Annotated in this window: 20 protein-coding genes; 19 read left to right on the plus strand and 1 reads right to left on the minus strand. The window is 48.5% G+C overall.

From position 1 onward, the window contains the following. The first annotated feature begins 264 nt into the window (after positions 1-264). The 19 genes from MKY28_RS05690 to spoVM all read left to right on the plus strand — a co-directional run bounded on the left by MKY28_RS05690 (position 265) and on the right by spoVM (position 21,983). Entirely contained in the window at positions 265-3,123 is a 2,859-nt protein-coding gene (locus MKY28_RS05690; protein WP_340030859.1) for a calcium-translocating P-type ATPase, SERCA-type, read from the plus strand. A gap of 182 nt (positions 3,124-3,305) precedes the next feature. Beyond that, positions 3,306-4,139: a diaminopimelate epimerase gene (gene dapF / locus MKY28_RS05695; protein WP_076251213.1), complete on the plus strand. Its 834-nt coding sequence runs from the start codon at positions 3,306-3,308 to the stop codon at positions 4,137-4,139. Between the two features lie 214 nt (positions 4,140-4,353). Next, positions 4,354-6,243 (plus strand): bifunctional homocysteine S-methyltransferase/methylenetetrahydrofolate reductase, encoded by a 1,890-nt coding sequence (locus MKY28_RS05700; protein ID WP_339186538.1) that lies wholly within the window; start codon positions 4,354-4,356, stop codon positions 6,241-6,243. A gap of 19 nt (positions 6,244-6,262) precedes the next feature. After that, positions 6,263-7,162: a YicC/YloC family endoribonuclease gene (locus MKY28_RS05705; RefSeq protein ID WP_076211386.1), complete on the plus strand. Its 900-nt coding sequence runs from the start codon at positions 6,263-6,265 to the stop codon at positions 7,160-7,162. 51 nt (positions 7,163-7,213) lie between these two features. Further along, entirely contained in the window at positions 7,214-7,474 is a 261-nt protein-coding gene (gene remA / locus MKY28_RS05710; protein ID WP_006209218.1) for an extracellular matrix/biofilm regulator RemA, read from the plus strand. A gap of 13 nt (positions 7,475-7,487) precedes the next feature. Continuing rightward, positions 7,488-8,060, plus strand: coding sequence for a guanylate kinase (gmk, locus tag MKY28_RS05715; protein ID WP_017687445.1), 573 nt, complete (start codon positions 7,488-7,490; stop codon positions 8,058-8,060). Positions 8,061-8,217: 157 nt separating this feature from the next. Then, positions 8,218-8,430: a DNA-directed RNA polymerase subunit omega gene (gene rpoZ, locus MKY28_RS05720; RefSeq protein WP_036614619.1), complete on the plus strand. Its 213-nt coding sequence runs from the start codon at positions 8,218-8,220 to the stop codon at positions 8,428-8,430. 300 nt (positions 8,431-8,730) lie between these two features. Then, positions 8,731-9,966 carry a bifunctional phosphopantothenoylcysteine decarboxylase/phosphopantothenate--cysteine ligase CoaBC gene (gene coaBC, locus MKY28_RS05725; RefSeq protein WP_340935285.1) on the plus strand — a complete coding sequence of 412 codons (1,236 nt, stop codon included), beginning with the start codon at positions 8,731-8,733 and terminating at the stop codon, positions 9,964-9,966. Between the two features lie 3 nt (positions 9,967-9,969). Next, on the plus strand, positions 9,970-12,519 hold the full coding sequence (gene priA, locus MKY28_RS05730; protein WP_105599619.1) for a primosomal protein N': 2,550 nt from the start codon (positions 9,970-9,972) through the stop codon (positions 12,517-12,519). Positions 12,520-12,635: 116 nt separating this feature from the next. Continuing rightward, positions 12,636-13,124, plus strand: a complete 489-nt coding sequence (gene def / locus MKY28_RS05735) for a peptide deformylase (RefSeq protein ID WP_017687449.1) — start codon at positions 12,636-12,638, stop codon at positions 13,122-13,124. Between the two features lie 12 nt (positions 13,125-13,136). Further along, a complete protein-coding gene (gene fmt, locus MKY28_RS05740; RefSeq protein ID WP_047843684.1) occupies positions 13,137-14,090 on the plus strand; it encodes a methionyl-tRNA formyltransferase in 954 nt (317 codons plus the stop codon). Continuing rightward, on the plus strand, positions 14,087-15,565 hold the full coding sequence (gene rsmB / locus MKY28_RS05745; protein ID WP_340030857.1) for a 16S rRNA (cytosine(967)-C(5))-methyltransferase RsmB: 1,479 nt from the start codon (positions 14,087-14,089) through the stop codon (positions 15,563-15,565). The genes fmt and rsmB overlap by 4 nt, the downstream gene beginning before the upstream one ends. A gap of 252 nt (positions 15,566-15,817) precedes the next feature. Then, the gene (gene rlmN, locus MKY28_RS05750) at positions 15,818-16,858 is read left to right on the plus strand and encodes a 23S rRNA (adenine(2503)-C(2))-methyltransferase RlmN (RefSeq protein WP_017687452.1); all 1,041 of its coding nucleotides are present in this window, start codon (positions 15,818-15,820) and stop codon (positions 16,856-16,858) included. 7 nt (positions 16,859-16,865) lie between these two features. Beyond that, positions 16,866-17,642, plus strand: a complete 777-nt coding sequence (locus MKY28_RS05755) for a Stp1/IreP family PP2C-type Ser/Thr phosphatase (RefSeq protein ID WP_017687453.1) — start codon at positions 16,866-16,868, stop codon at positions 17,640-17,642. Beyond that, a complete protein-coding gene (pknB, locus tag MKY28_RS05760) occupies positions 17,639-19,849 on the plus strand; it encodes a Stk1 family PASTA domain-containing Ser/Thr kinase (RefSeq protein WP_036674900.1) in 2,211 nt (736 codons plus the stop codon). The genes MKY28_RS05755 and pknB overlap by 4 nt, the downstream gene beginning before the upstream one ends. A 61-nt stretch (positions 19,850-19,910) precedes the next feature. After that, on the plus strand, positions 19,911-20,819 hold the full coding sequence (gene rsgA, locus MKY28_RS05765; RefSeq protein ID WP_076328024.1) for a ribosome small subunit-dependent GTPase A: 909 nt from the start codon (positions 19,911-19,913) through the stop codon (positions 20,817-20,819). Position 20,820: 1 nt separating this feature from the next. Next, the gene (gene rpe, locus MKY28_RS05770; protein WP_017687456.1) at positions 20,821-21,480 is read left to right on the plus strand and encodes a ribulose-phosphate 3-epimerase; all 660 of its coding nucleotides are present in this window, start codon (positions 20,821-20,823) and stop codon (positions 21,478-21,480) included. Between the two features lie 3 nt (positions 21,481-21,483). Further along, positions 21,484-21,735: a hypothetical protein gene (locus MKY28_RS05775; protein ID WP_047843680.1), complete on the plus strand. Its 252-nt coding sequence runs from the start codon at positions 21,484-21,486 to the stop codon at positions 21,733-21,735. A gap of 167 nt (positions 21,736-21,902) precedes the next feature. Then, entirely contained in the window at positions 21,903-21,983 is an 81-nt protein-coding gene (gene spoVM, locus MKY28_RS05780; protein WP_017687458.1) for a stage V sporulation protein SpoVM, read from the plus strand. Positions 21,984-22,177: 194 nt separating this feature from the next. Here the strand turns inward: spoVM and rpmB are convergent, their stop codons facing one another. Further along, complete coding sequence (gene rpmB, locus MKY28_RS05785) at positions 22,178-22,366, minus strand: 50S ribosomal protein L28 (protein ID WP_017687459.1); 189 nt, start codon at positions 22,364-22,366, stop codon at positions 22,178-22,180. Positions 22,367-22,394: the final 28 nt, after the last annotated feature.

Genomic DNA, 22,394 nt, shown 5'->3' on the forward strand with positions numbered 1-22,394 from the left:
AACAAGGACTGGCTACAGATTCTTCGTTGCTTGCCTGTTGAACGCTGGAATTGGTACTGCGCAGAACATCGCAGACTTTTATTTTAGCCTATTCTGTCCATCAGGGAAAGGATTCACCTTCCGGGTGCTAATCACAGACCTGTCCGAATACATATAGAGCAGGTAGTTTGTCCGGCATAGTGTACAGCCTGTCGACCAGCGCGCCGGTGAGTCATGTGAGCTTATTTTGCAGATGAAATACAGACTGGGAGGGAAACTTGAAGCATGGAACATACCAAGTGGCATCAACTTAGTGATGAAGAGCTTCGTAACACTCTTGGCGTCAGCCCGCAGGAAGGATTGACGGATGAAGCTGTAGCAGAGAAGAGGAAAGTGGTCGGTTCGAATGAGCTGAGCGAGGGGAAACGCATTTCTCCAATTACATTGCTCTTGAATCAGTTCAAGGATTTTATGGTGCTGGTGTTGATGGGAGCAACGTTGGTATCCGGATTACTGGGTGAGTATCTGGATGCGGTAACGATTGTGGCTATTATCGTACTGAATGCAATTCTGGGGTTTGTACAGGAATTCCGGGCTGAACGATCTCTTCGTGCATTGAAACAGTTGTCTGCACCTCTTGCCAAAGTGCTTCGTTCAGGCCAGGAAGTACACCTTGCCGCCAAACAACTTGTCCCCGGGGATATTATTATGGTGGAGAGTGGGGACCGCATACCCGCTGATGTGCGCTGGCTGCAAACGAACAGTCTGGATGTCGAGGAGTCGGCCCTTACCGGGGAATCGGTTCCTGTAAGCAAACATTGCCTTCCGATTGCGGACGAGGACGTTCCGCTGGGTGATCAGAAGAATATTGGTTTTATGGGTACCATGGTCACTCGTGGTACAGCCAAAGGTGTGGTTATCCGTACGGGGATGGAGACGGAGATGGGCAAAATCGCCGATCTGATCCAGAATACGGAGGAGCAGGAAACACCGTTACAGCACAGGCTGGAACAACTGGGCAAAATTCTGATTTTTGTCGCATTGGGATTAACCATTATGGTTGTCGTCGCAGGGATATTGCACGGACAACCAGCCGTTGGCATGTTTCTGGCAGGGGTCAGCCTCGCGGTGGCTGCCATACCGGAGGGTCTGCCGGCCATTGTAACCATTGCACTCGCACTAGGCGTGCAGCGTATGATCAAACGTAAAGCCATTGTACGCAAACTGCCTTCTGTCGAAACTCTGGGCTGTGCATCCGTAATCTGTTCGGATAAGACTGGCACGCTCACTCAGAACAAGATGACGGTAACGGATGTGTGGCTGGAGGGACGTAACATCAAGGTTACCGGGGATGGTTATGCACCTGAAGGGCAGATGCTAGAGAACGGTCGTACGGTGGAACTGAAGAGTGACCAGTCGCTACGCAGAATGCTTCAGATCAGCGCGCTTTGCAACAATGCGAGTATTGTGGAAAGTGCTTCAAGCGAGGTGGGGAGCAAGAAAAAGGGCAAGGATACCAAAAAGGAAAGCAAGAAAAACACGAAAAAAGGTGAACTCCAAGAAGAAACCGTTCAACGAGATAATGTATTCTGGGAGCTGAAAGGCGATCCGACGGAAGGGGCACTCGTCACACTGGCCTCCAAAATGGGGCTTACTCCTGCCGGACTCAAAGAGTTGTATGCCCGCCAGCAGGAATTCCCGTTTGATTCGGAGCGAAAACGCATGTCGGTCCTGGTTCATCATCAGGGGGGCCGAATGATCTATACCAAAGGTGCACCGGATGTGTTGATTGGACACTGCAGTTATATTTTGTGGGAAGGCAAGGTTGTGCCTTTCACTGGGACACTGCGCCAGAAAGTGATGGCAGCTAACGAGAGCATGGCCGGAGCGGCACTACGTGTCCTTGGAATGGCCTATCGTGAAGTGCGGCCGGAAGAAAAAGTGGCTGATGAACATGCCGCCGAGAGTCAGCTTGTCTTCGTAGGACTTGCAGGTATGATAGATCCACCACGTCGTGAAGTGCGAGATGCGATTGCAACATGCCGCAAGGCGGGGATACGAACTGTCATGATCACAGGTGATCATGGAACAACGGCAGAAGCCATTGCTCATCAGTTGGGGATTCTTCCCCGCGGAGGGGCTTCGTTAAGTGGTCAGCAACTGGCAGGCATGACAGACGAGCAACTGGATAAACAGGTAGAGGGCATCTACGTGTTCTCAAGGGTATCTCCGGAACACAAGCTTCGCATCGTGAAATCGTTACAGCGCAAAGGGCATGTCGTCGCGATGACGGGTGATGGAGTCAATGATGCTCCGGCGATCAAAGCTGCAGATATCGGCATAGCGATGGGCATTACAGGAACGGATGTCACGAAGGAAGCTTCGGCGCTCATTCTGAGTGATGATAACTTCTCAACCATTGTGGCTGCCATTGAAGAAGGCCGTAATATTTATGAGAACATTCGCAAGTTTATCCGTTATTTGCTGGCATCAAACGTGGGCGAAATATTGACGATGTTCTTTGCAATGATGATGGGCCTGCCGCTACCACTCGTACCTATTCAGATTCTGTGGGTTAACCTCGTAACGGATGGTTTGCCTGCAATGGCGCTGGGGGTAGATCAGCCTGAGAAAGATCTGATGGAACACAAACCCCGTGGCGCCAAGGAAAACATTTTTGCCCGCAGACTGGGGTGGAAAATCGTCAGCCGGGGTGTGTTGATTGGGTTATGCACACTCGGAGCGTTCTGGCTTACCCTTCAGGCTGCGCCGGATAATCCGGGTCAACTGATCAAGGCACAGTCTGTAGCTTTTGCTACACTCGTTTTGGCGCAACTTATCCATGTTTTTGATTGCCGTAGTTCACGGTCCATCTTCCACCGCAATCCACTACAGAACAAATATCTGGTTCTTGCCGTTATTTCATCGGTTGTACTGATGCTGGTTGTCATGTACGTTGAACCGCTGCAGCCGATCTTCAAAACCGTACCTCTGGGATTGCGTGAATGGGCGATCTGTATCGTAGCTGCGGGCATTCCCACGTTTCTTATGGGCGCAGGCAGCGTCTGGGGTGGTCGTCGTAACCGCCGCCGTATGGGTGGTTCTGGCCGCTTCGTACCGAAAAGTACAAAGTTTTCGGCATAAAATCAATACCTTTTCCCTACCTATTTCGGTATGCTATCCTCAAAATGATTCAAAGCGGAAGCTTTGGCATTTTGCAGGATAGCTTTTTTGTGTAAATGCTGAATATGAATTTCTATGGTAATCCTGTAGAAGAGCAAGAATATAGCTTTGGCAGCAGACTGCCAAAAGGAGTGGGCAAGATTATGGAATTTACGAAAATGCATGGACTTGGTAACGATTTTATCGTTGTATTTGGTGAAAAGGAGCTTCCGGCAGATGCGGCAGAGTTGGCTGTGAAATGGTGCAACCGTTTCTTTGGCATCGGTGCGGACGGCCTGGTTTATATACTGCCTTCGGAGAAGGCGGACTTTCAGATGCGTATCATGAATTCGGACGGTTCGGAAGCAGAACAGTGCGGTAATGCCATTCGCTGTGTATCCAAATACGTATACGATCATGGTCACGTGAGCCAGGAGCAGATCACCATTGAAACGATTGGTGCAGGGGTACAACCTGTGAGTCTCAACATTCGTGATGGTAAAGTGGAAACGGTACGTGTCGACATGGGTGAGCCGATCCTGAACGGTCTTCAAGTGCCTACAACGGTGGATGCCAACCCAGTGGTTGATCACTACATTGAAGCAAATGGACATGCGTTCAAATTCACTGCCGTATCCATGGGTAACCCGCATGCGGTTATCTATGTAGATGACGCTGTGAATTTTGACCTCACGACTTGGGGACCACTTCTTGAAGTGCATCCGATGTTTCCAAAAAAAATCAATGTGGAATTCGCCACAGTTCGTGACCGTGGATATGTGGACATGCGTGTATGGGAACGCGGAGCGGGTCCAACACTAGCTTGTGGAACCGGAGCTTGTGCGACACTGGTATCCTCTGTCCTGAATGGACATACAGATCGTACAGCAGTCATCAGCCTCAAGGGTGGGGATCTCCATATTGAGTGGAATGAAGCTGACAATCATGTGTACATGACTGGACCTGCTGAAGTTGTTTTTAAGGGAATCACTTCATAAAAAGTGAAAGGTTTAACCAAAGGGGCCTGCGGGCCTCTTTTTTTATCAAAAAGGACAGGTCGTGTCTCCTGTACAGAGACATATTGGGGGCTGTATGGCAAGAAAGTCCATATGAGCTGGATACTCATTAAAAACCTGTGTTTTTCTTCGTTTTTTAGCGTTTTTTGTGTTACATTAGTATGTAAATGATCACAGCTAGGCGGGGGGAAATGGGATGAAGGCGGATTTGCGCAAAGTTATGCAGGAACGGGTTCTCGTTGGAGATGGGGCCATGGGAACATTTCTGTACCAAATGGGGTTCCCGGTGGGGATTTCATATGAAGAATTAAACTTGATTTCACCTGAAGTAGTGGCGGATGTACATCGCCGTTATCGGGATGCAGGTACAGAAATATTTGAAACAAATACGTATTCTGCCAATTACGACAAGTTGTCCAAGTTCGGTCTGGAGTCCAAGGTGGAGGACGTGAACCGTGCCGGCGTACGCATCGCCAAAGAGGTAGCTGGAGATACCGGTTATGTGCTTGGTGCAGTTGGTTCCATTCGAGGTGGCAAGCGGACAAACGTGTCAACGAGTGAACTGAAACGCTTTTATCAACAACAGATCTCTGCACTGCTAGATGAAGGCGTGGATGGCATTTTGCTTGAGACCTTCTATGATATCGAGGAAATGGATATTGCCCTTTTGCAAGCACGCAAGCTAAGTGATCTGCCCGTGATTGGACAGTTCGCGGTTGAGGATGTAGGACACACACTGGACGGATATACAATGCCTGAAGCCTTCCGGATTATGCGGGAGCAGGGCGCGGATGTCATTGGTTTTAACTGTCGCTCAGGTCCAAACGGGATTATGCGTGCCATGGAAACCGTCTCGGGACGAATTGGTATTCCAATGTCCGTCTACCCGAATGCGGGTGCAGCAGATTATGTAGATGGTGAGTTCCGTTATGGTGCGACTCCGGAGTACTTTGGTCAGACGGCAGTGCAATTTGCTGAACTGGGCGCTCGTATTATCGGCGGTTGCTGTGGTACGACACCTGATCATATTACTGCTATGAAGGAGGCACTTGCTGACTATGTGCCTTCGCCTATTCTGGAGCCTGATCCGTCAGAATCCAAACCGCGTATTGTGTTGCATGAAAATGTGGATGAGCGTTCCGGACGTGGCGGACAGCCTACGATCGTTGATCTGGTCAAGCATCGTCACACCGTTATCGTTGAACTTGACCCGCCACGTGACTTGGACATTGCCAAGTTCATGAAAGGTGCCGAGACACTGAAAGCAGCCGGAGCCGATGCCCTGACACTGGCCGATAATTCACTCGCGGTTACACGCATGAGCAACATGGCGCTGGGTCACCTCGTTCAGGATCGCACGGGCCTTCGTCCACTGGTGCATATTGCCTGCCGTGACCGGAATCTGATTGGAACGCAGTCCCACATGATGGGGTTTGATGCTTTGAGTATTAATCATGTACTGGCTGTAACAGGAGATCCTGCAAGATTTGGCGATCTGCCTGGTTCGAGCTCGGTATACGATCTGACTTCTTTTGAAATCATACGCATGATCAAACAGTTGAACGATGGAGTAGCTTTCTCAGGTAAACCACTGAAGCAAAAAGCTGGTTTTGTAATCGGAGCAGCATTTAATCCCAATGTGAAATATTTGGAGAAAGCTGTACAACGTCTGGAGAAGAAAATTGCCTCTGGCGCTGATTACATCATGACACAACCGATCTATGATCCTGAGTTGATTGTAGCAATGCACGAAGCGACCAAACATCTGGATGTGCCCATTTTTGTAGGTGTAATGCCGCTAGCGAGTGGACGGAATGCAGAGTATCTGCACAACGAGGTTCCCGGAATCCAGCTTTCGGATGAAGTGCGTTCCCGTATGGCGGGTCTGGAAGGCGAAGAAGGCCGTGCGATGGGAGTAAAAATTGCCAAAGAACTGCTGGACGTAGCAACAGCGCATTTCAAAGGCATCTATCTCATGACACCGTTTATGTTCTACGGCATGACGGCCGAACTGACGCAATACGTATGGGAGAAGTCGGAGCATCAATGTCCTACTTGTTTCAACCCTAATAATCAATTACAATAGTAAAACGGATGTGATGCCGATGTCATTCAGTATGACCGGATACGGTCAATCCGCCTTTCATTTTGGCGGCTATAAGGTACAATTAGAGATCAAATCTGTAAATCATCGTTATTGCGAAGTGATGATGCGTCTGCCAAGAGAGTGGACGTATTATGAAGACGGTTTGAGGAAGATCGTACAGAGTCGTTTGAAACGTGGGCGGATTGATGTTTATGTAATGAAAGAAAAAGAGGAAGACCAGGCTCTTCCCGCTGTTCTGAATGAACAGACGGTCAGGGCCTATCTGCAGGCTGCAGAGCAACTGGAGACCCAATATGGAATGCAGGGCAAACCAAGTATTGTGGATATGCTTGGTCTGCCGGACGTCATGGTTCATTCGGATGGGACAAGTTCCATTCCCGAAGAGCAGAAGGACGAATGGGAGCGAGTTCTGCAGGAAGGATTGAAAGAGGCTCTGTCCAGCCTTGAACAGATGCGCGCTCGCGAGGGTCTTCATCTGGCCAGTGATCTGGAACGGCGGATTACCCGTCTGGAGTCACTGCATACCGAGATGCTTGATCTTGCACCGACTGTGGTAAGTGATTATCGCAACAAGCTAAGACAAAGGCTTACGGAAATGCAGGAAGAAGGCTCTTTCCCTTTTGATGAGCATAAATTGGGTATGGAAATTGCAATGTTTGCCGATCGTTCTAACATAGAAGAGGAGCTTACGCGTCTACAGAGTCACTTTGGACAGAGCAGGGAACTGCTGAAGAGTGATGAGCCCGTAGGTCGTAAGTTGGACTTTCTAATTCAAGAGATGAATCGGGAAGTCAATACGATTGGATCAAAAGCCAACCATTTGGCTCTGGTGAATCGTGTTGTCGAGATGAAGGCGGAGCTGGAGAAGATTCGTGAGCAAGCTGCGAATATCGAATGAACGGCCACATTTCGGCAAAAGAGTCGCATGTATAGGGGGAAGAACCTGATTATGGCAATCAAACTCATTAACATTGGATTCGGTAACATCGTATCGGCGAACCGGATTATATCCATCGTGAGTCCGGAATCGGCGCCGATCAAGAGAATTATACAAGAGGCAAGAGATCGTCACATGCTGATTGATGCAACGTACGGAAGACGTACTCGTGCCGTAATTATTACGGATAGCGATCATGTCATTTTGTCTGCAGTTCAGCCTGAGACGGTCGCCCATCGTCTTTCTTCGAAAGATGATGATAACGACGAATAAAATGGAGTGTAATATGTCTAAGGGATTACTGGTAGTGTTGTCCGGCCCATCTGGGGTCGGGAAGGGTACTGTATGCAGCGCTTTGCGCAAACGGGTGCCGGAATTGATCTATTCCGTATCGGCGACAACCCGTCAGCCTCGTCTTGGTGAAGAACATGGTGTTAACTATTTCTTCAGAAGTCATGAAGAGTTCCAGAACATGATTGCTGAAGATCAATTGTTGGAACATGCGGAGTATGTTGGTAATTATTACGGAACACCGCGTGATTTTGTAGAGAAAACGATTAACGAAGGCCGCGACATCATTCTGGAGATTGAGGTTCAAGGCGCGTTAAAAGTGAAAGAGAAATTCCCGGAAGGGATCTTTGTTTTCCTGCTTCCTCCTTCATTGGACGAGCTGAAAGATCGCATTCAGGGCCGTGGTACCGAAAGCCAAGCGACCATTGATCACCGGATGTCCGTGGCGGTTGATGAGATCAGTCTGCTGGAGCAGTATGATTACGCTGTTGTTAATGATGAAATTGATTTGGCGTGCAAGAGAATAGAAAGCATCATAATCGCCGAACATTGTAAGATCAATAAATAATCCCTTTTGCCGCTGCAGAATGCGATATAAGTGGGGCAGTTGTCATATCATATACTGAAGCACTCCTTCTCGGAATGCCCGGGTGTGAAGACATGCCACATCAGTTCTGTCAGGCGGCAACTTGTGATTATACTAATGCGAAGAGGTGTTTGTTAATATGCTGTATCCTTCTATTGATGAAATGATGAACAAAGTCGACAGCAAGTATTCCCTTGTTGTTGCTGCTTCCCGCCGGGCTAGACAGCTACGTGAAGGTGAAAAAACGGATTTAAGAGGTGCGAGATCCCATAAACAAGTTGGCGTTGCACTGGAAGAAATCTATGGAGACCTGCTCGTTGTCATCAAAGGACAGGACGAAGAAGAAGAGTAAGCCGCCTGCGGCTGCTCTTCAACTGCATACGGCGCAAGCCGGATTAATTGACAACCGCGAGGTTGTTATTTTTTTACGAATAAGCATATTTTAACGGAATCTTACTTAGGACGTGTCTCAAAACTCGCTGAAGTGCATCTTTTACCGCCTTTTCGCCCCCTGCTGCGTCACTTTCCCTTGACGTGCCCCGGCACGCCTGCGGAAAACTTCCTTGCTTGGAACGAAAATTCGGGAAAATCTGCTTCCTTCGGAGTTTTCAGACGCGCCCTAGACGTCGTATAAATATCGGGGGAAATAAACATGTTGAACGGTAAAAAAATCGTGCTTGGTGTGACTGGCGGCATAGCCGCTTACAAAGCGGCAACATTATGCAGCAGACTGGTGCAAAAGGGAGCGGATGTTCATGTGATCATGACAGCTTCCGCTACACAGTTTATTACCGAATTGACGCTGCAAACGTTGACCCGAAACACCGTATATACGGATACATTTGATGAGCGTGAACCGGCAGTCGTATCTCATATTCATCTGGCCGATCTGGCTGATCTTGTTCTGGTTGCTCCGGCAACAGCCAATGTGATTGCCAAGATGGCGCATGGCATGGCAGATGATATGCTCTCAACAACTCTTCTTGCGACGACAGCCCCTGTCATGATTGCTCCAGCGATGAATGTACATATGTATGATCATCCAGCTGTAAAGCATAATATGAACCTGCTTGTTGAACGGGGCGCCATGATGATCGAACCGGGTGAAGGTCTGCTTGCGTGTGGATATGTGGGCAAGGGACGTCTGGAAGAACCGGAGAGCATTGTGGATGTGGTAGAACGTTTCTTTGAACAGAAAGAATCTGCAGACATTAGTCGGCAGGGACAAGCTTCATTGTTACAAGGCAAGAAGGTTGTCGTTACGGCTGGAGGTACGATTGAGCGCATTGATCCAGTACGATACATTACGAACGATTCATCTGGCAAAATGGGATTTGCCATAGCCGCAGCTGCGCGTGATCTGGGGGCAGATGTGAAATTGGTTATGGGCAGTACCCAAGCCAAGCCACCGGAGAACGTTGAGTTGATCCCTGTACAGTCTGCACAGGATATGTATGAAGCGGTAACACGCGAGTGGGACGATGCTGATATCGTGGTTAAGGCGGCGGCAGTTGCCGATTATCGTCCAAAGGAAGTTTATACCGAGAAGATCAAGAAGAAAGGCGACACGCTGTCGCTCGAACTTATTAAAAATATAGATATTCTTGAAACACTGGGCAAACAGAAAACCCATCAATTTTTGATTGGTTTTGCTGCGGAGACTCAGTCAGTTGAGATGTATGCACGTGAGAAATTGGAACGGAAAAACTGTGATCTGATCGTAGCCAATGATGTAACCCGCACGGGTGCAGGATTTGGAACAGACACCAACGCGGTACATATCTATGACCGGGAAGGTTTGGTGGAGGAGCTTCCAGTGATGGCCAAGGACGATGTGGCTCATCGGTTGCTCCAGATTGCGGCGGAGCGCATTGCCGGGAGGAATTAGGATATGGAGATTGCCAAGGTCATAGTCGATGTTCCCGTGAAGGAAACAGATCGGCCGTTTGATTACCTGGTACCTGAATCGATGAGAGAATGGATCGAGATTGGCAGCCGGGTGGGTGTGCCTTTTGGTCATCGGACGGTGCAGGGATTCGTGATTGATCTTGTGCCGCGTACCGGAGAGGAAACATTCAAGCTTAAGCAGATTCAGGAGTTACTGGACATTGTTCCCCCGTTGTCAAAGGATTTGGTTGAGTTGGCCGAATGGATGAGTGGACGTTATGCCAGTAACCGGATTTTGTCATTGCAGGTCATGGTGCCGACGGCATTGAAAGGGAAAGCAGAGCGATACATCTCGCTGGGAGATGCACTTGATGGACAGATGGCGGGTGCACAACCGGATGATGAGGTGTTATTTGTTTGGGGAGAAGAGTCTACGACTGAGAAAGTACAGCAGGATATCATCCGTTTTGTCAAAAGTCGGGGTCAGGTACCGCTGCAACAACTGAGTCGAAAATATCCCAATCATGCTGCACTAATTAAGAAATTATTGCTTGGTGGTGTACTGCTGGAAAGTCAGGCCATCAAGGACAAGTTAAATAAAAAAACGATGAAGTCCGTTGATCTGGCTGTAGATATTGCTGCTGCTCAGGAAGCACTTGCTTCATTCCCGGCGAAAGCACAGCGGCAGAAGGAGATTCTGGCTTTTTTGCTGGAAATGAAAGAACTGCTGCCCATGCCGATGAAAGAAGTGTTATCTACACTACAGGTATCGGCCGCAACGATTAAAGGGCTTGAGGAAAAGGGATTAATCGTAACCGAGGACGTTGAGGTCTTCCGTGACCCTTATCAGGGCAGGACGTTCAAAGCGACTGAACCGCTGGTTCTGACCGATGAGCAAAAACTTGTCTACGACAATATCAATGGCCGATTGCAGGAACAACGCCATGGGGTGTTTTTGTTACATGGTGTTACGGGAAGTGGCAAGACGGAAGTCTATCTTCAAACCATTCAACAATGCATCGAACAGGATCGGCAGGCTATTGTACTGGTGCCCGAGATTGCACTCACACCACAGATGGTAGAACGTTTTAAAGGGCGATTTGGAGACCAAGTTGCTGTTATGCACAGTCGTCTGTCTGGCGGTGAACGTTATGATGAATGGCGCAAGATTCGTGAGGGTCAGGTGAAGGTTGCAATTGGGGCGCGTTCAGCTGTATTTGCTCCATTCAGTCGGCTTGGGTTGATTATTATGGATGAAGAACACGAGACTTCCTACAAACAGGAGGAGACACCGAAATATCATGCTCGTGATGTAGCGGTAAAAAGAGCACAGCAGCATCAGGCGGTGGTTGTTCTGGGTTCAGCGACACCTTCGCTGGAAAGTTATTACGCTGCACGCTCGCAGAGTAATGATGATTTTGCACCACTCTTACTGGAGATGCCAACGCGGGCACTGGGTAACAAGCTGCCTGAAGTGCGGATCGTTGATATGCGTGAAGAGTTGAAGGATGGCAACCGCTCCATGTTCAGCAGGGCTTTGCACAAAGGGCTGGAGGAACGCTTGGAACGTGGTGAACAGACGGTGCTTCTGCTGAATCGCCGTGGATATTCGACCTTTGTCATGTGCCGAAGTTGTGGATATGTGGCAGGTTGTCCCGAATGTGATATTTCATTGACGTATCATCAGCGCTCGAATAATCTCCGTTGTCATTACTGCGGGTATGCGGAAGCGGCTCCGGAAGTGTGTCCGGACTGTGGAAGTGAGCATATTCGATACTTTGGTACAGGTACACAGCGAGTCGAGGAAGAGCTTGCCAAGCTCTTCCCGGGTATTCGGGTCATTCGGATGGATGTGGATACAACAACGGAAAAAGGGGCTCACGAGAAGCTACTGAAACAGTTTCGTGAGAAAAAGGCGGATGTATTGCTGGGCACCCAGATGGTTGCGAAGGGTCTTGATTTCCCGGATGTAACCCTGGTTGGCGTGATAACAGCGGACTCAGCGTTGAATTTACCTGATTTCCGTGCTGCGGAAAAAACGTTTCAGTTGCTAACACAGGTAGCTGGCCGAGCGGGTCGGCACCAATTGCCTGGTGAGGTGTTTGTTCAGTCCTATACGCCGGAACACTACTCCATTGGCCATGCGAGTCAGCATGACTATGTGTCGTTTGTACGTGAGGAATTGCTGCACCGTCGCAATTTGCAATATCCGCCATACTGTCGCCTGATTCTGGTGACCTTTTCGCATGAGCAACTTCCGGTATTGATTCGTCTTGCCGAGAACTATACGCGAATACTGAAAGAGAAGGCTAATGCGGCTGGATGGCTCGGCAGTCTGGATCGATTCAGCAATGATGCCTTTGATGTACTGGGGCCTGTAGCGTCTCCGATTCCTCGGATCAAGAATAGATACAGATTCCAATGTATGATAAAATGGCGGGGGGATGTAGACGCCATAGGACTCGCTCTGGCTACGGCCCGGCGCATGGACGATGATGTTCAGGCGCAAAAATTGCTTATTAGTCTGGATGTAGACCCGCAAATGTTAATGTAAGCATTTTGCAGCAATGCGGATGTAAACAAGCGGTATAAACATAGATTAAAATGAATACCCCAAAAATACAGATATCGTCCTGAAATTATGATGAGGATTAGGAAGGTGCTTACAACATGTCGATTCGCATTATCGTGCAAGAACCAGATGAGGTGCTCCACAAGAGAGCCAAAGAAGTAACCAAAATTACACCAAATGTACAAAAATTGCTGGATGATATGGCTGATACCATGTACGATGCGGAAGGTGTGGGTCTTGCTGCGCCACAGGTCGGTATTTTGAAACGTCTGATTGTTATCGACGCAGGTGATGAGCAAGGGCTGATCAAGATGATTAACCCGGAGATCATTGCAAGTGAGGGAGAACAATTTGGACCTGAAGGTTGTCTGAGTATCCCTGGAATTAATGGTGATGTTCGCCGTTTCGAGACCGTTACAGTTAAAGGTCTGGATCGTGAAGGTAAAGAGCTGATTATTACGGGTAGTGGCTTGCTGTCCCGTGCATTCCAGCATGAGATTGATCATCTGGATGGCGTACTCTTTACGGATGTCGCCGAGAAAGTGTACGAAATTGCAGCCGATCAAACGGGACCGCGTCGTAATTAAGGAGTGATCGATTTGAATATTGTTTTTATGGGAACACCTGAATTTGCAGTTCCTTCTCTCGATATGCTGATGGCAGAGGGATACAATGTGGTGGGTGTGGTGACTCAACCTGATAAACCACAGGGACGCAAAAAAGTACTTACGCCAACACCGGTTAAGGCCGCGGCAGAACGCCACGGTCTGCCGGTGTTTCAACCTGTTAAATTGCGTGATCCGGAAGCGGTAGCCCGCTTGGCTGAATGGAAGCCGGATCTGATCGTAACCGCGGCCTTTGGACAGATTCTGCCCAAAGCCGTGCTGGATATGCCTGTTCGTGGTTGTGTGAACGTGCATGGCTCTCTTTTACCGAAATATCGGGGAGGAGCACCGATTCAACGTTCCATTATTAACGGGGAATCCGTGACAGGAGTCACATTGATGTATATGGCTGAAGGCTTGGACACCGGAGATATGATCTCGCGTGTGGAACTGCCAATTACGGATGAAGATACATCAGGATCGATGTTTGATAAATTAAGTGAGGCTGGTTCCAAACTGCTTCAGGCAGAAATGCCACGATTGATTACAGGCGAGACAACGGCGGTCCCTCAGGATGATGCTGAGGCTTCGTATGCTCGCAATCTGACTCGGGATGACGAGAAAATGGACTGGAGTCGTACTTCACGTGAACTGTTCAATCAGATTCGTGGTCTTGTGCCGTTCTCCGGTGCATTTACGATGTGGGATGATCAGGTCTTCAAAGTTTGGGCTGCGGCTAATCCCGATCAGGTGGACCTAGAAACTTCTTCAGATGCTGGACAAGCAGAGCCGGGAACGGTGCTGCAATTGAATAAGGCAGGGATTGAAGTCCGCACAGGTAATGGGTCTCTCTGGTTGACTGAAGTGCAGCCAGCAGGTAAAAAGGTGATGCAGGCCGCTGACTTTGCTCGTGGTGGTACACTGAAACCTGGAACGGTGCTGCGATGAGCGGTAATATACCAGGTCGTTCGTCAGGAAAAGGCCAGCAAGCTAATGGGAATTCATCCGGACGTGAAGGAAACCGTCGTCCGAATTCGGGTAAATCGGGTGGTGCATCGCGCTCCCAGCAACCCAAAACATCTGCTCGTACATTGGCAGTCAAGGTTCTGAGTGCTGTTGAGCAAGATGGAGCATACAGTAATCTGGAGTTGAACCGCCGTCTGAAAGAGGCGGATTTAAGCCCCGCAGATGCTGGACTAGCTACCGAATTGGTGTATGGAACAATCGCCAGATTGAATACACTTGATTATTTTCTGGAACGTTACGTCGCCAAAGGAGTATCCAAACTGCAACCATGGGTTCGTAGCCTGCTGCGAATCAGCGTCTATCAGATGATATACCTGGATCGTATTCCGGAGCATGCCGTGGTGAGCGAAGCGGTTAATCTGGCGAAGAAACTGGGCCATCAGGGAATCTCGGGTATGGTGAATGGAGTGCTCCGCAATATGATCCGCAATCGGGATGAACTTCGTATTCCAGAACATCTGCCCGCTGCAGAACGTATTTCACTGGAGCATTCCCACCCGTTATGGATGGTTGAACGCTGGATTGCCCAGTACGGCGAAGAGACAGCGGAAGCGATCTGTCGTGCGAATAATGAGCCGCCAGCGGTGAGTGTCCGGGTCAACACAACAATGACCACACGGGAGAAACTGATGCATGAGATGACCAGTACAGGTGCAGTCGTTGAAGCTTCTCAGCTGAGTTCCGATGGAATTCTTGTACGTAGTGGCGGAAACATGGCTCTAACGACCTGGTATCGGGACGGGTTGTTCTCTGTACAGGACGAAAGTTCCATGCTTGTCGCTGAAGCAGTTGCGCCAGAAGTAGACCAACTTGTATTGGATTGCTGCGCAGCTCCAGGTGGTAAAACAGCTCACATGGCTGAGAAAATGCAGGATCGCGGTCGTATTGTCGCGAATGATGTACATGCTCACAAGCGCCAGCTGATCCTGGATCAGGCGGAGCGTCTCGGTCTGACTTGTATCGATGCTGTAACTGGAGATGCGCTAGACCTGAATGAACGGTACCCGGAAGCGTCGTTTGACCGCATTTTGCTGGATGCACCATGTTCAGGTCTGGGTGTTATTCGCCGCAAGCCTGATGTGAAATGGACCAAAACCGTAAAAGATATCGAAGATATCGCAGGCTTGCAACGTGAATTGCTTGATCAGGTTGCGCCGTTGTTAAAACCAGGTGGTATTCTGGTGTATAGCACGTGTACGATTGAGCCTGCTGAGAATGAGGATATGGTTGCAGACTTCTTGAATCGACATCCGGAATACAGCCCAGCAGAAGCATCCGTCTGGTCTGAATCGGAGACAGCGAACTTGAAGGTTGTGAACGGTGGTATTCAGATTTTGCCACAATACGCTCACAGCGACGGATTTTTCATCGCACGGTTGACAAAAACAGCGGAATAACAGTTTAATAGAGCACGGAAGTATGACCGCCGAGGGGAACTTCGGCGGATTTCTTTGTGATGGGACTTCGATATAATTGTCAGAGAATGTGGTGACAGGGTGCGATGGCGGCATTGAGATGTTATAATGCATGAAGTACAGATATCAAGGGTATACATGGATGTAACGTGGTCTTTGTGATAGAATAGGACGAATGGAACGAAAAGAAGGAAGCCAACGAAAAGAAAAGAAGGAATAGGTGTTGACAACAAAATGAAACCTTTTATATATGATTATTCTCTGGAACAACTGCAGCAATGGGCTGTGGAGAATGGGGAGCCGGCGTTTCGCGGTGGCCAAATCTTTGACTGGATTTATGTAAAACGCGTGAATGATTTCAGTGAAATGACCAATCTGTCCAAGCCATTGCGTGAAAAACTGACAGAGCAATTTGAATTTGTAACGCTTAAGGAAATTACCAAGTTTGAATCCAAGGATGGAACGGTTAAATTCCTCTTTGGTCTTCATGATGATCATGCCATTGAGACAGTAATCATGAAGCATAACTACGGGAACAGCATCTGTGTAACCACACAGGTTGGTTGTCGTATTGGTTGTACGTTCTGTGCATCCACATTGGGTGGTCTCAAGCGTAACCTTACGGCTGGGGAGATTGTTGCCCAGGTTGTGCAGGCTCAGAAAATTCTGGATGAACGCAACGAGCGTGTCAGCAGCATCGTAATCATGGGTTCGGGTGAACCTTTCGAAAACTATGAAGCTACGATGACTTTCCTGCGCATTATGATTCATGAAAAAGGGCTGAACATCGGTCAGCGTCACATCACGGTATCCACGAGCGGAATCGTTCCGAACATCTACAAGTTTGCAGATGAAGATACACAGATTAACCTTGCCATTTCGATCCATGCACCAAATGATGCACTGCGTTCGAAATTGATGCCGGTTAACCGTCGTTTTCCTTTTGAAGACGTGATGGAGTCCCTTCGTTATTATCTGGCCAAAACAGGTCGGAGAATTACGTTCGAGTATGCACTTATTGGTGGGGTAAACGATCAGCCAGAGCATGCAGCAGAACTGGCAAGTGTGCTTAAGAACATGTTGTGCCACGTGAATCTGATTCCGGTTAACCATGTACCTGAACGCAAATATGTAAGAACATCGAGAAGCGACATTTTCAATTTTCAGAAGATTCTCTCGGAACAGGGTGTTAATGTAACCATTCGTCGTGAACAGGGACATGATATTGCTGCCGCTTGCGGTCAGCTTCGTGCAAAGCATATGGAGTTGAGGTGAGAACGTTTTGATCAAAACAGTTCATGTGAGCCATATCGGACGAGTGCGTTCGGTGAATGAAGATTCAGCCTGGATTCGTAATCTCGATACAGGATATATTCTGGGTATTGTTGCCGATGGCATGGGTGGACATCTTGCAGGGGATACGGCAAGCCGCTTGGCAGTAGAGACGTTGGTGAAAGATCTGGGAACACTGGAACCAGGTCTGTCACATGCGTCTCTGTCTGCGGCTCTCAGCGATGCTATTTTGCATGCCAACGAAGTTATCTTCCGCACGGCATCAACAGATGACAAGTATCACAACATGGGAACAACGGTGGTTGCGGCTTTATTGAACGATACGGAAGGTGTTATTGGACACATCGGTGATAGCAGAGCCTACAAAATTGCGAACAAAGCTGTGATCCAGCTAACCGAGGACCATACACTGGTGAATGAATTGTTCAAAAATGGTCAGATTAGCAAAGAGGATGTGTCCCATCATCCACGTCGCAACGTACTAACTCGTGCGCTTGGAACAGATGCCGAGGTGAAGGTAGATCTGGATACCGTCAAGCTGGAGGAAGGCGAAGTTCTTCTACTGTGCAGTGATGGTCTCAGTAACCTGGTCAGCAATGAGCAGATTATTCAGGTTGCCGGCAATCTGGAACTGGCATTGGAAGATCGTGCAGACCGACTGCTTCAGTTGGCTTTACTTGCTGGGGGAGACGACAACATCACGCTTGCTTTGTTCGAGTTGCAGAGGGAAGGTTCCGTGGATACGGAAACGGGGTGTGAGTCATGATTGGGCACCAACTAGGCGGACGCTATGAAGTGATTGAGCGTGTCGGCGGTGGCGGCATGGCTCTTGTGTACAAAGCCCAGGATCTTCTGTTGAACCGGAATGTAGCGATCAAAGTCCTTAGACAACAGTTTGTGCATGACGAAGAGTTTATTCGCCGTTTCCGCAGGGAAGCACAGTCGGCAGCATCGCTGTCTCATCCGAATGTAGTTAGCATTTATGACGTGGGGCAGGAAGATGACGTTCATTATATTGTCATGGAGTACGTGGAAGGCAAAAACTTGAATGAAATTATTAAAGAACGCGCCCCTCTGCAGGTGGACGAATCGGTGCGAATCGCTTCCCAGATTGCAGATGCTCTTGATCATGCACATCATAATCAAATCATTCATCGGGATATCAAACCCCACAATATATTAATTGGCCGGAATGGCCGCGTGAAAGTAACGGATTTCGGGATTGCCCGTGCCGTTACATCTACAACGATTACGCAGACGGGTTCTGTAGTTGGTTCTGTACATTATTTCTCACCGGAGCATGCCAAAGGCATCGTTACTGGTGAAAAATCGGACTTATATTCTCTTGGGATCGTACTTTACCAGATGCTTACCGGGCAACTTCCGTTTCTGGGTGAAAGTCCAATCAGTGTGGCATTGAAGCATTTGCAGGAAGAGTTCGATGAACCACGCAAATTCAATCCATTGATTCCGCAAAGTGTAGAAAATGTCATCTTAAAATCCATGCGTAAAAATCCGCAGGAACGTTATCAGTCGGCCAAAGAAATGCAGACCGATCTGGAAACTTGCCTGATGCCGGAGAGACGTAATGAAACGAAGATTGATTTTCCGGATGAGGATGATATAGATCAGACTCGCGTTATGCCAGCCATCAAGCCTGAACCGCGCGGAGTTACATCGACGGGTGCGGTGCCAGTGATGGAGTCTAACGAAGAAACTGGCAAGGGTAAGGCAAAATCGAAGAGTTGGAAGAAGCCAGCTCTACTCATCTCATTAACCGTTCTTATTCTAATCGCCATGGTGGGCGTTGTATGGTATGTCAAGGGTATGCTGGTTGTACCTGAAGTAACCGTGCCTAACGTGATCACCCAGACGGAAGAAAAAGCTCGGGAAATGCTTGAGGAGAAAGGACTCGTCGTCAGTGATGAGGTCATCCGTTTGTATCAGGAAGGTGTCGAACCCGGTATCGTCTATGAACAGAGCAGAAAAGAAGGCGATGTTGTCAAAGAAGGTTCCGAGGTCCAGATCAGTGTTGGTGCAGAAAAAGAACTTTTAAAGATGATTGATGTCAAACAAGTAACTTATGATGAGGCTGTCAAGAAGTTGACTGCGCTTGGCATTAAGGAAGATCAGATTCAGCGGAAAGACGAGTTCTCCAATGATGTGGCTTCAGGTTCTGTTATTTCCCAGACACCGGGTGTCAATGAGGAATTTGATCCAGAGACAGTTCAGATTGAGTTAACCGTAAGTAAAGGCACTGAAACGGTCAAAATGCCTGATCTGAAAAATCTTACCCGCAGTGAAGCCGAAGAAAAACTTAAATCTGCTGGACTTGAGCTTGCTCAGGTACAGGAAGAACAAAGTTATACGGTAGAAAAGGGCAAAGTGACGCAGCAATGGCCTGTGGAAGCGGGCGCAGATGTGAGTCCTGGCGATAAGATTACAATCTTTATCAGCACAGGGTATCCACCTGAAGCGCTGCAATATCCTTTTGATATCAATGTATCACCCAAAGAAGAGGGCAAAAACAGTAAAATCCGTATCACATATGAAGATGCACGTGGCAAGAATCAGGAATGGGGAACTCGCACCGTGAACTCAACCCAGATCTTGACCATTCCACTTGTACTCGCTCCAAATGAAAATGGGGCTGTGTCCGTCTATCGTGATGGACAGTTCCTGGATACGTATCTTGTCTCCTACAGTGAAGCCAAAAACGGAACAGTAAACGTACCTTCCATTGACCCGGAACAAAGCACTGAGACGCCGCCAGAAAATGAGCCTGATCCAGGTGAAGGTAGCGTTGATGAGGGAAGTGTTGATTCCAATCAGGAAGGTGAACCTGAGTCCACACCGGCAGACGGTGAGGGTGAAAGCGTAGATGAGGACACTTCTGCCATGAATAATGGTAAGGGGCACGGCAAGGAAAAAGAGAAGAAAAAGGAAGTCATTAACGCATCAAGCCGTCCATAAGGGCGGCTTATGCTGGCGTCTGGAGTAAATGTACCACCATCTAAAGGAGGGCGTCGGAGCTATGCCAGAAGGTATCATCGTTAAAGCGCTAAGCGGTTACTATTATGTCATGCCAGTGGAAGACAACGGGGTTCCTTCGGTTGAAGGTTCCGCCGTTCAATGTCGAGCCAGAGGTATCTTCAGAAAGCGGGGAACATCACCGCTTGTAGGTGATCGCGTCAGCTACATGTTGACTGAGAACGGAGAAGGAACGGTTGATGAAATTCGGAAGCGTGAGACGGAACTTATCCGTCCTCCTGTAGCCAATGTAAGTTTGGCTGTTCTCGTGTTTTCTGTGAAGGAACCGGATATGAACCTGAACCTGTTGGACAAGTTCCTTGTTCATATCGAGCAGGCGGGGCTGGATGCACTCATTGTGTTGACCAAACTTGATTTGGCTGATCCAGCCAAAGACACTGTTGCTGAAGTGAAAGCATTGTATGAGCAGGTTGGTTATGAAGTGATCTCCACAAGTTCACGTACCGGTGAAGGCAGTGAATTGCTCAGAGACCGTCTGGCTGGTAAGATCAGCGTATTCTCCGGACAATCCGGTGTAGGCAAGTCTTCGATGTTAAATGCATTGATGCCGGGCCTGACGCTGGAGACAAATGCGATCAGCATGCGTCTAGGACGAGGGAAACACACCACCAGGCACGTGGAGCTTATTCCGTTGGATAATGGTGGATTTGTTGCAGATACGCCAGGATTCAGCCAACTGGACTTTCTGGAGATCGGTGTGGAGGAACTCTCCACTTGTTTCCGCGAATTCGCCCAGTTTGCAGATCAGTGCAAATTCCGAGGTTGTACCCATACACATGAACCAGGCTGTCGTGTGCTTGCGGCCAAGGAGGAAGGTTTGATCTCCGAAAGCCGATATCAGCACTATGTGCTGTTCCTGAACGAAATGAAAGATAAGAAGCGGAGGTATTAACATGATTAAAATTGCCCCATCGATATTATCAGCTGATTTTGCCCGCCTTGGTGCGGAAGTTGCAGAAGCTCAAGCTGCAGGAGGAGACTGGATTCATGTTGACGTTATGGACGGTCATTTCGTCCCTAATATTACGCTTGGACCTGCGATTGTGAAGGCAATCGCTCCACATACAAGCTTGCCGCTCGATGTGCATTTGATGATTGAGAATCCGGAGCGTTATGTTGAGGAATTTGCCAAAGCGGGTGCAGCGGTAATTACCGTTCATGCTGAGGCTTGTGTGCATTTGCACCGCGTTATTCATCTAATTAAGGAGCAAGGAGTGAAGGCAGGAGTTGCCCTTAATCCAGGAACGCCAGCATCTGCCATTCTCGAAGTTCTGGATGATGTGGATATGGTTCTTGTTATGACGGTCAATCCTGGATTTGGCGGACAGGCTTTCATCTCGGGTACCATGAACAAAATCAAGCAGATTCGTACCTGGTTGAACGAAAAGGGACGCCATGATGTACATATCGAAGTAGATGGCGGAATTGCTGCCGATACAGCCCCTCTTGTGGTGGAAGCTGGAGCAGATGTGCTCGTTGCCGGGAGTGCCGTATTTGGACGTGAGGATCGTGCTGCCGCGATTACTGAAATTCGCCGTAGCTACGGAGGCTGATCTATGACCCTCAAGGAGACACTGTGGACGATGGCTGCGAGTCTCGTGACGGGACTTGTGCTTGCTTTGTTTGCGGTTATTCAATCCCCGTTTAATGCTATTACGTCATTAATTGGGGTAGGCGTTGTTATTATGTATTTCCGCAAATTTGATCGTACGGGACATCGGGTTACTTTTGTCATTTTCGGCATACTGTATTATTTACTGAGTGTTTTCATGATCGCTGCCTATCAATATATTCCTGCCCAAACGTAAATGACCTGATCTTCGGGCTTGTCATTGTGGAATAGGGATCGAAGGTTCCGCATAAATATGGTTACATGAGCAGGTTTCTCATGTAGCCTTTTTTGTCGTGTTTGAGGTAAAGAAGGCCTGAAGCATAGGATACGGCGGACGCATGAGCATGATGGGGAGGGTGAATTATGAAATTTTACACATTCAAACTGCCGAAGTTTTTGGGAGGGTTTGTAAAGGCGATTCTTAATACGTTTCAAAAGCACTGATCCGATTGATAAGGTAACAGGGAATACCGCCGCTTTGGCTCAGGCTTATCTGGAATTCGTACCTGCGAAGCGCCATGCGGCGGCCATTCACATGTTAATGAGCGTATTCAAGAATCCCTTTTTTGAATACCAAAAAAGCACCTGCAAGGAACAAGGTGCTTTTTGCTTACCCGATTTATAGTAGCTTTGCGTGATTATACGCGAGTCACTTTACCGGCTTTCAGTGCACGGGTGCTTACGTATACACGTTTTGGTTTGCCGTCAACGAGAATGCGGACCTTCTGAACGTTTACGCCCCAAGTACGACGGTTACGGTTGTTAGCGTGGGATACGTGGTTACCGGTGCCCGGTTTCTTACCTGTCACATAACATTTGCGAGACATAGATTACACCTCCTATCCTAAAATAACC

The organism is Paenibacillus sp. FSL R5-0473, assembly GCF_038004565.1.
Taxonomy (GTDB): Bacteria; Bacillota; Bacilli; order Paenibacillales; family Paenibacillaceae; genus Paenibacillus; species Paenibacillus amylolyticus.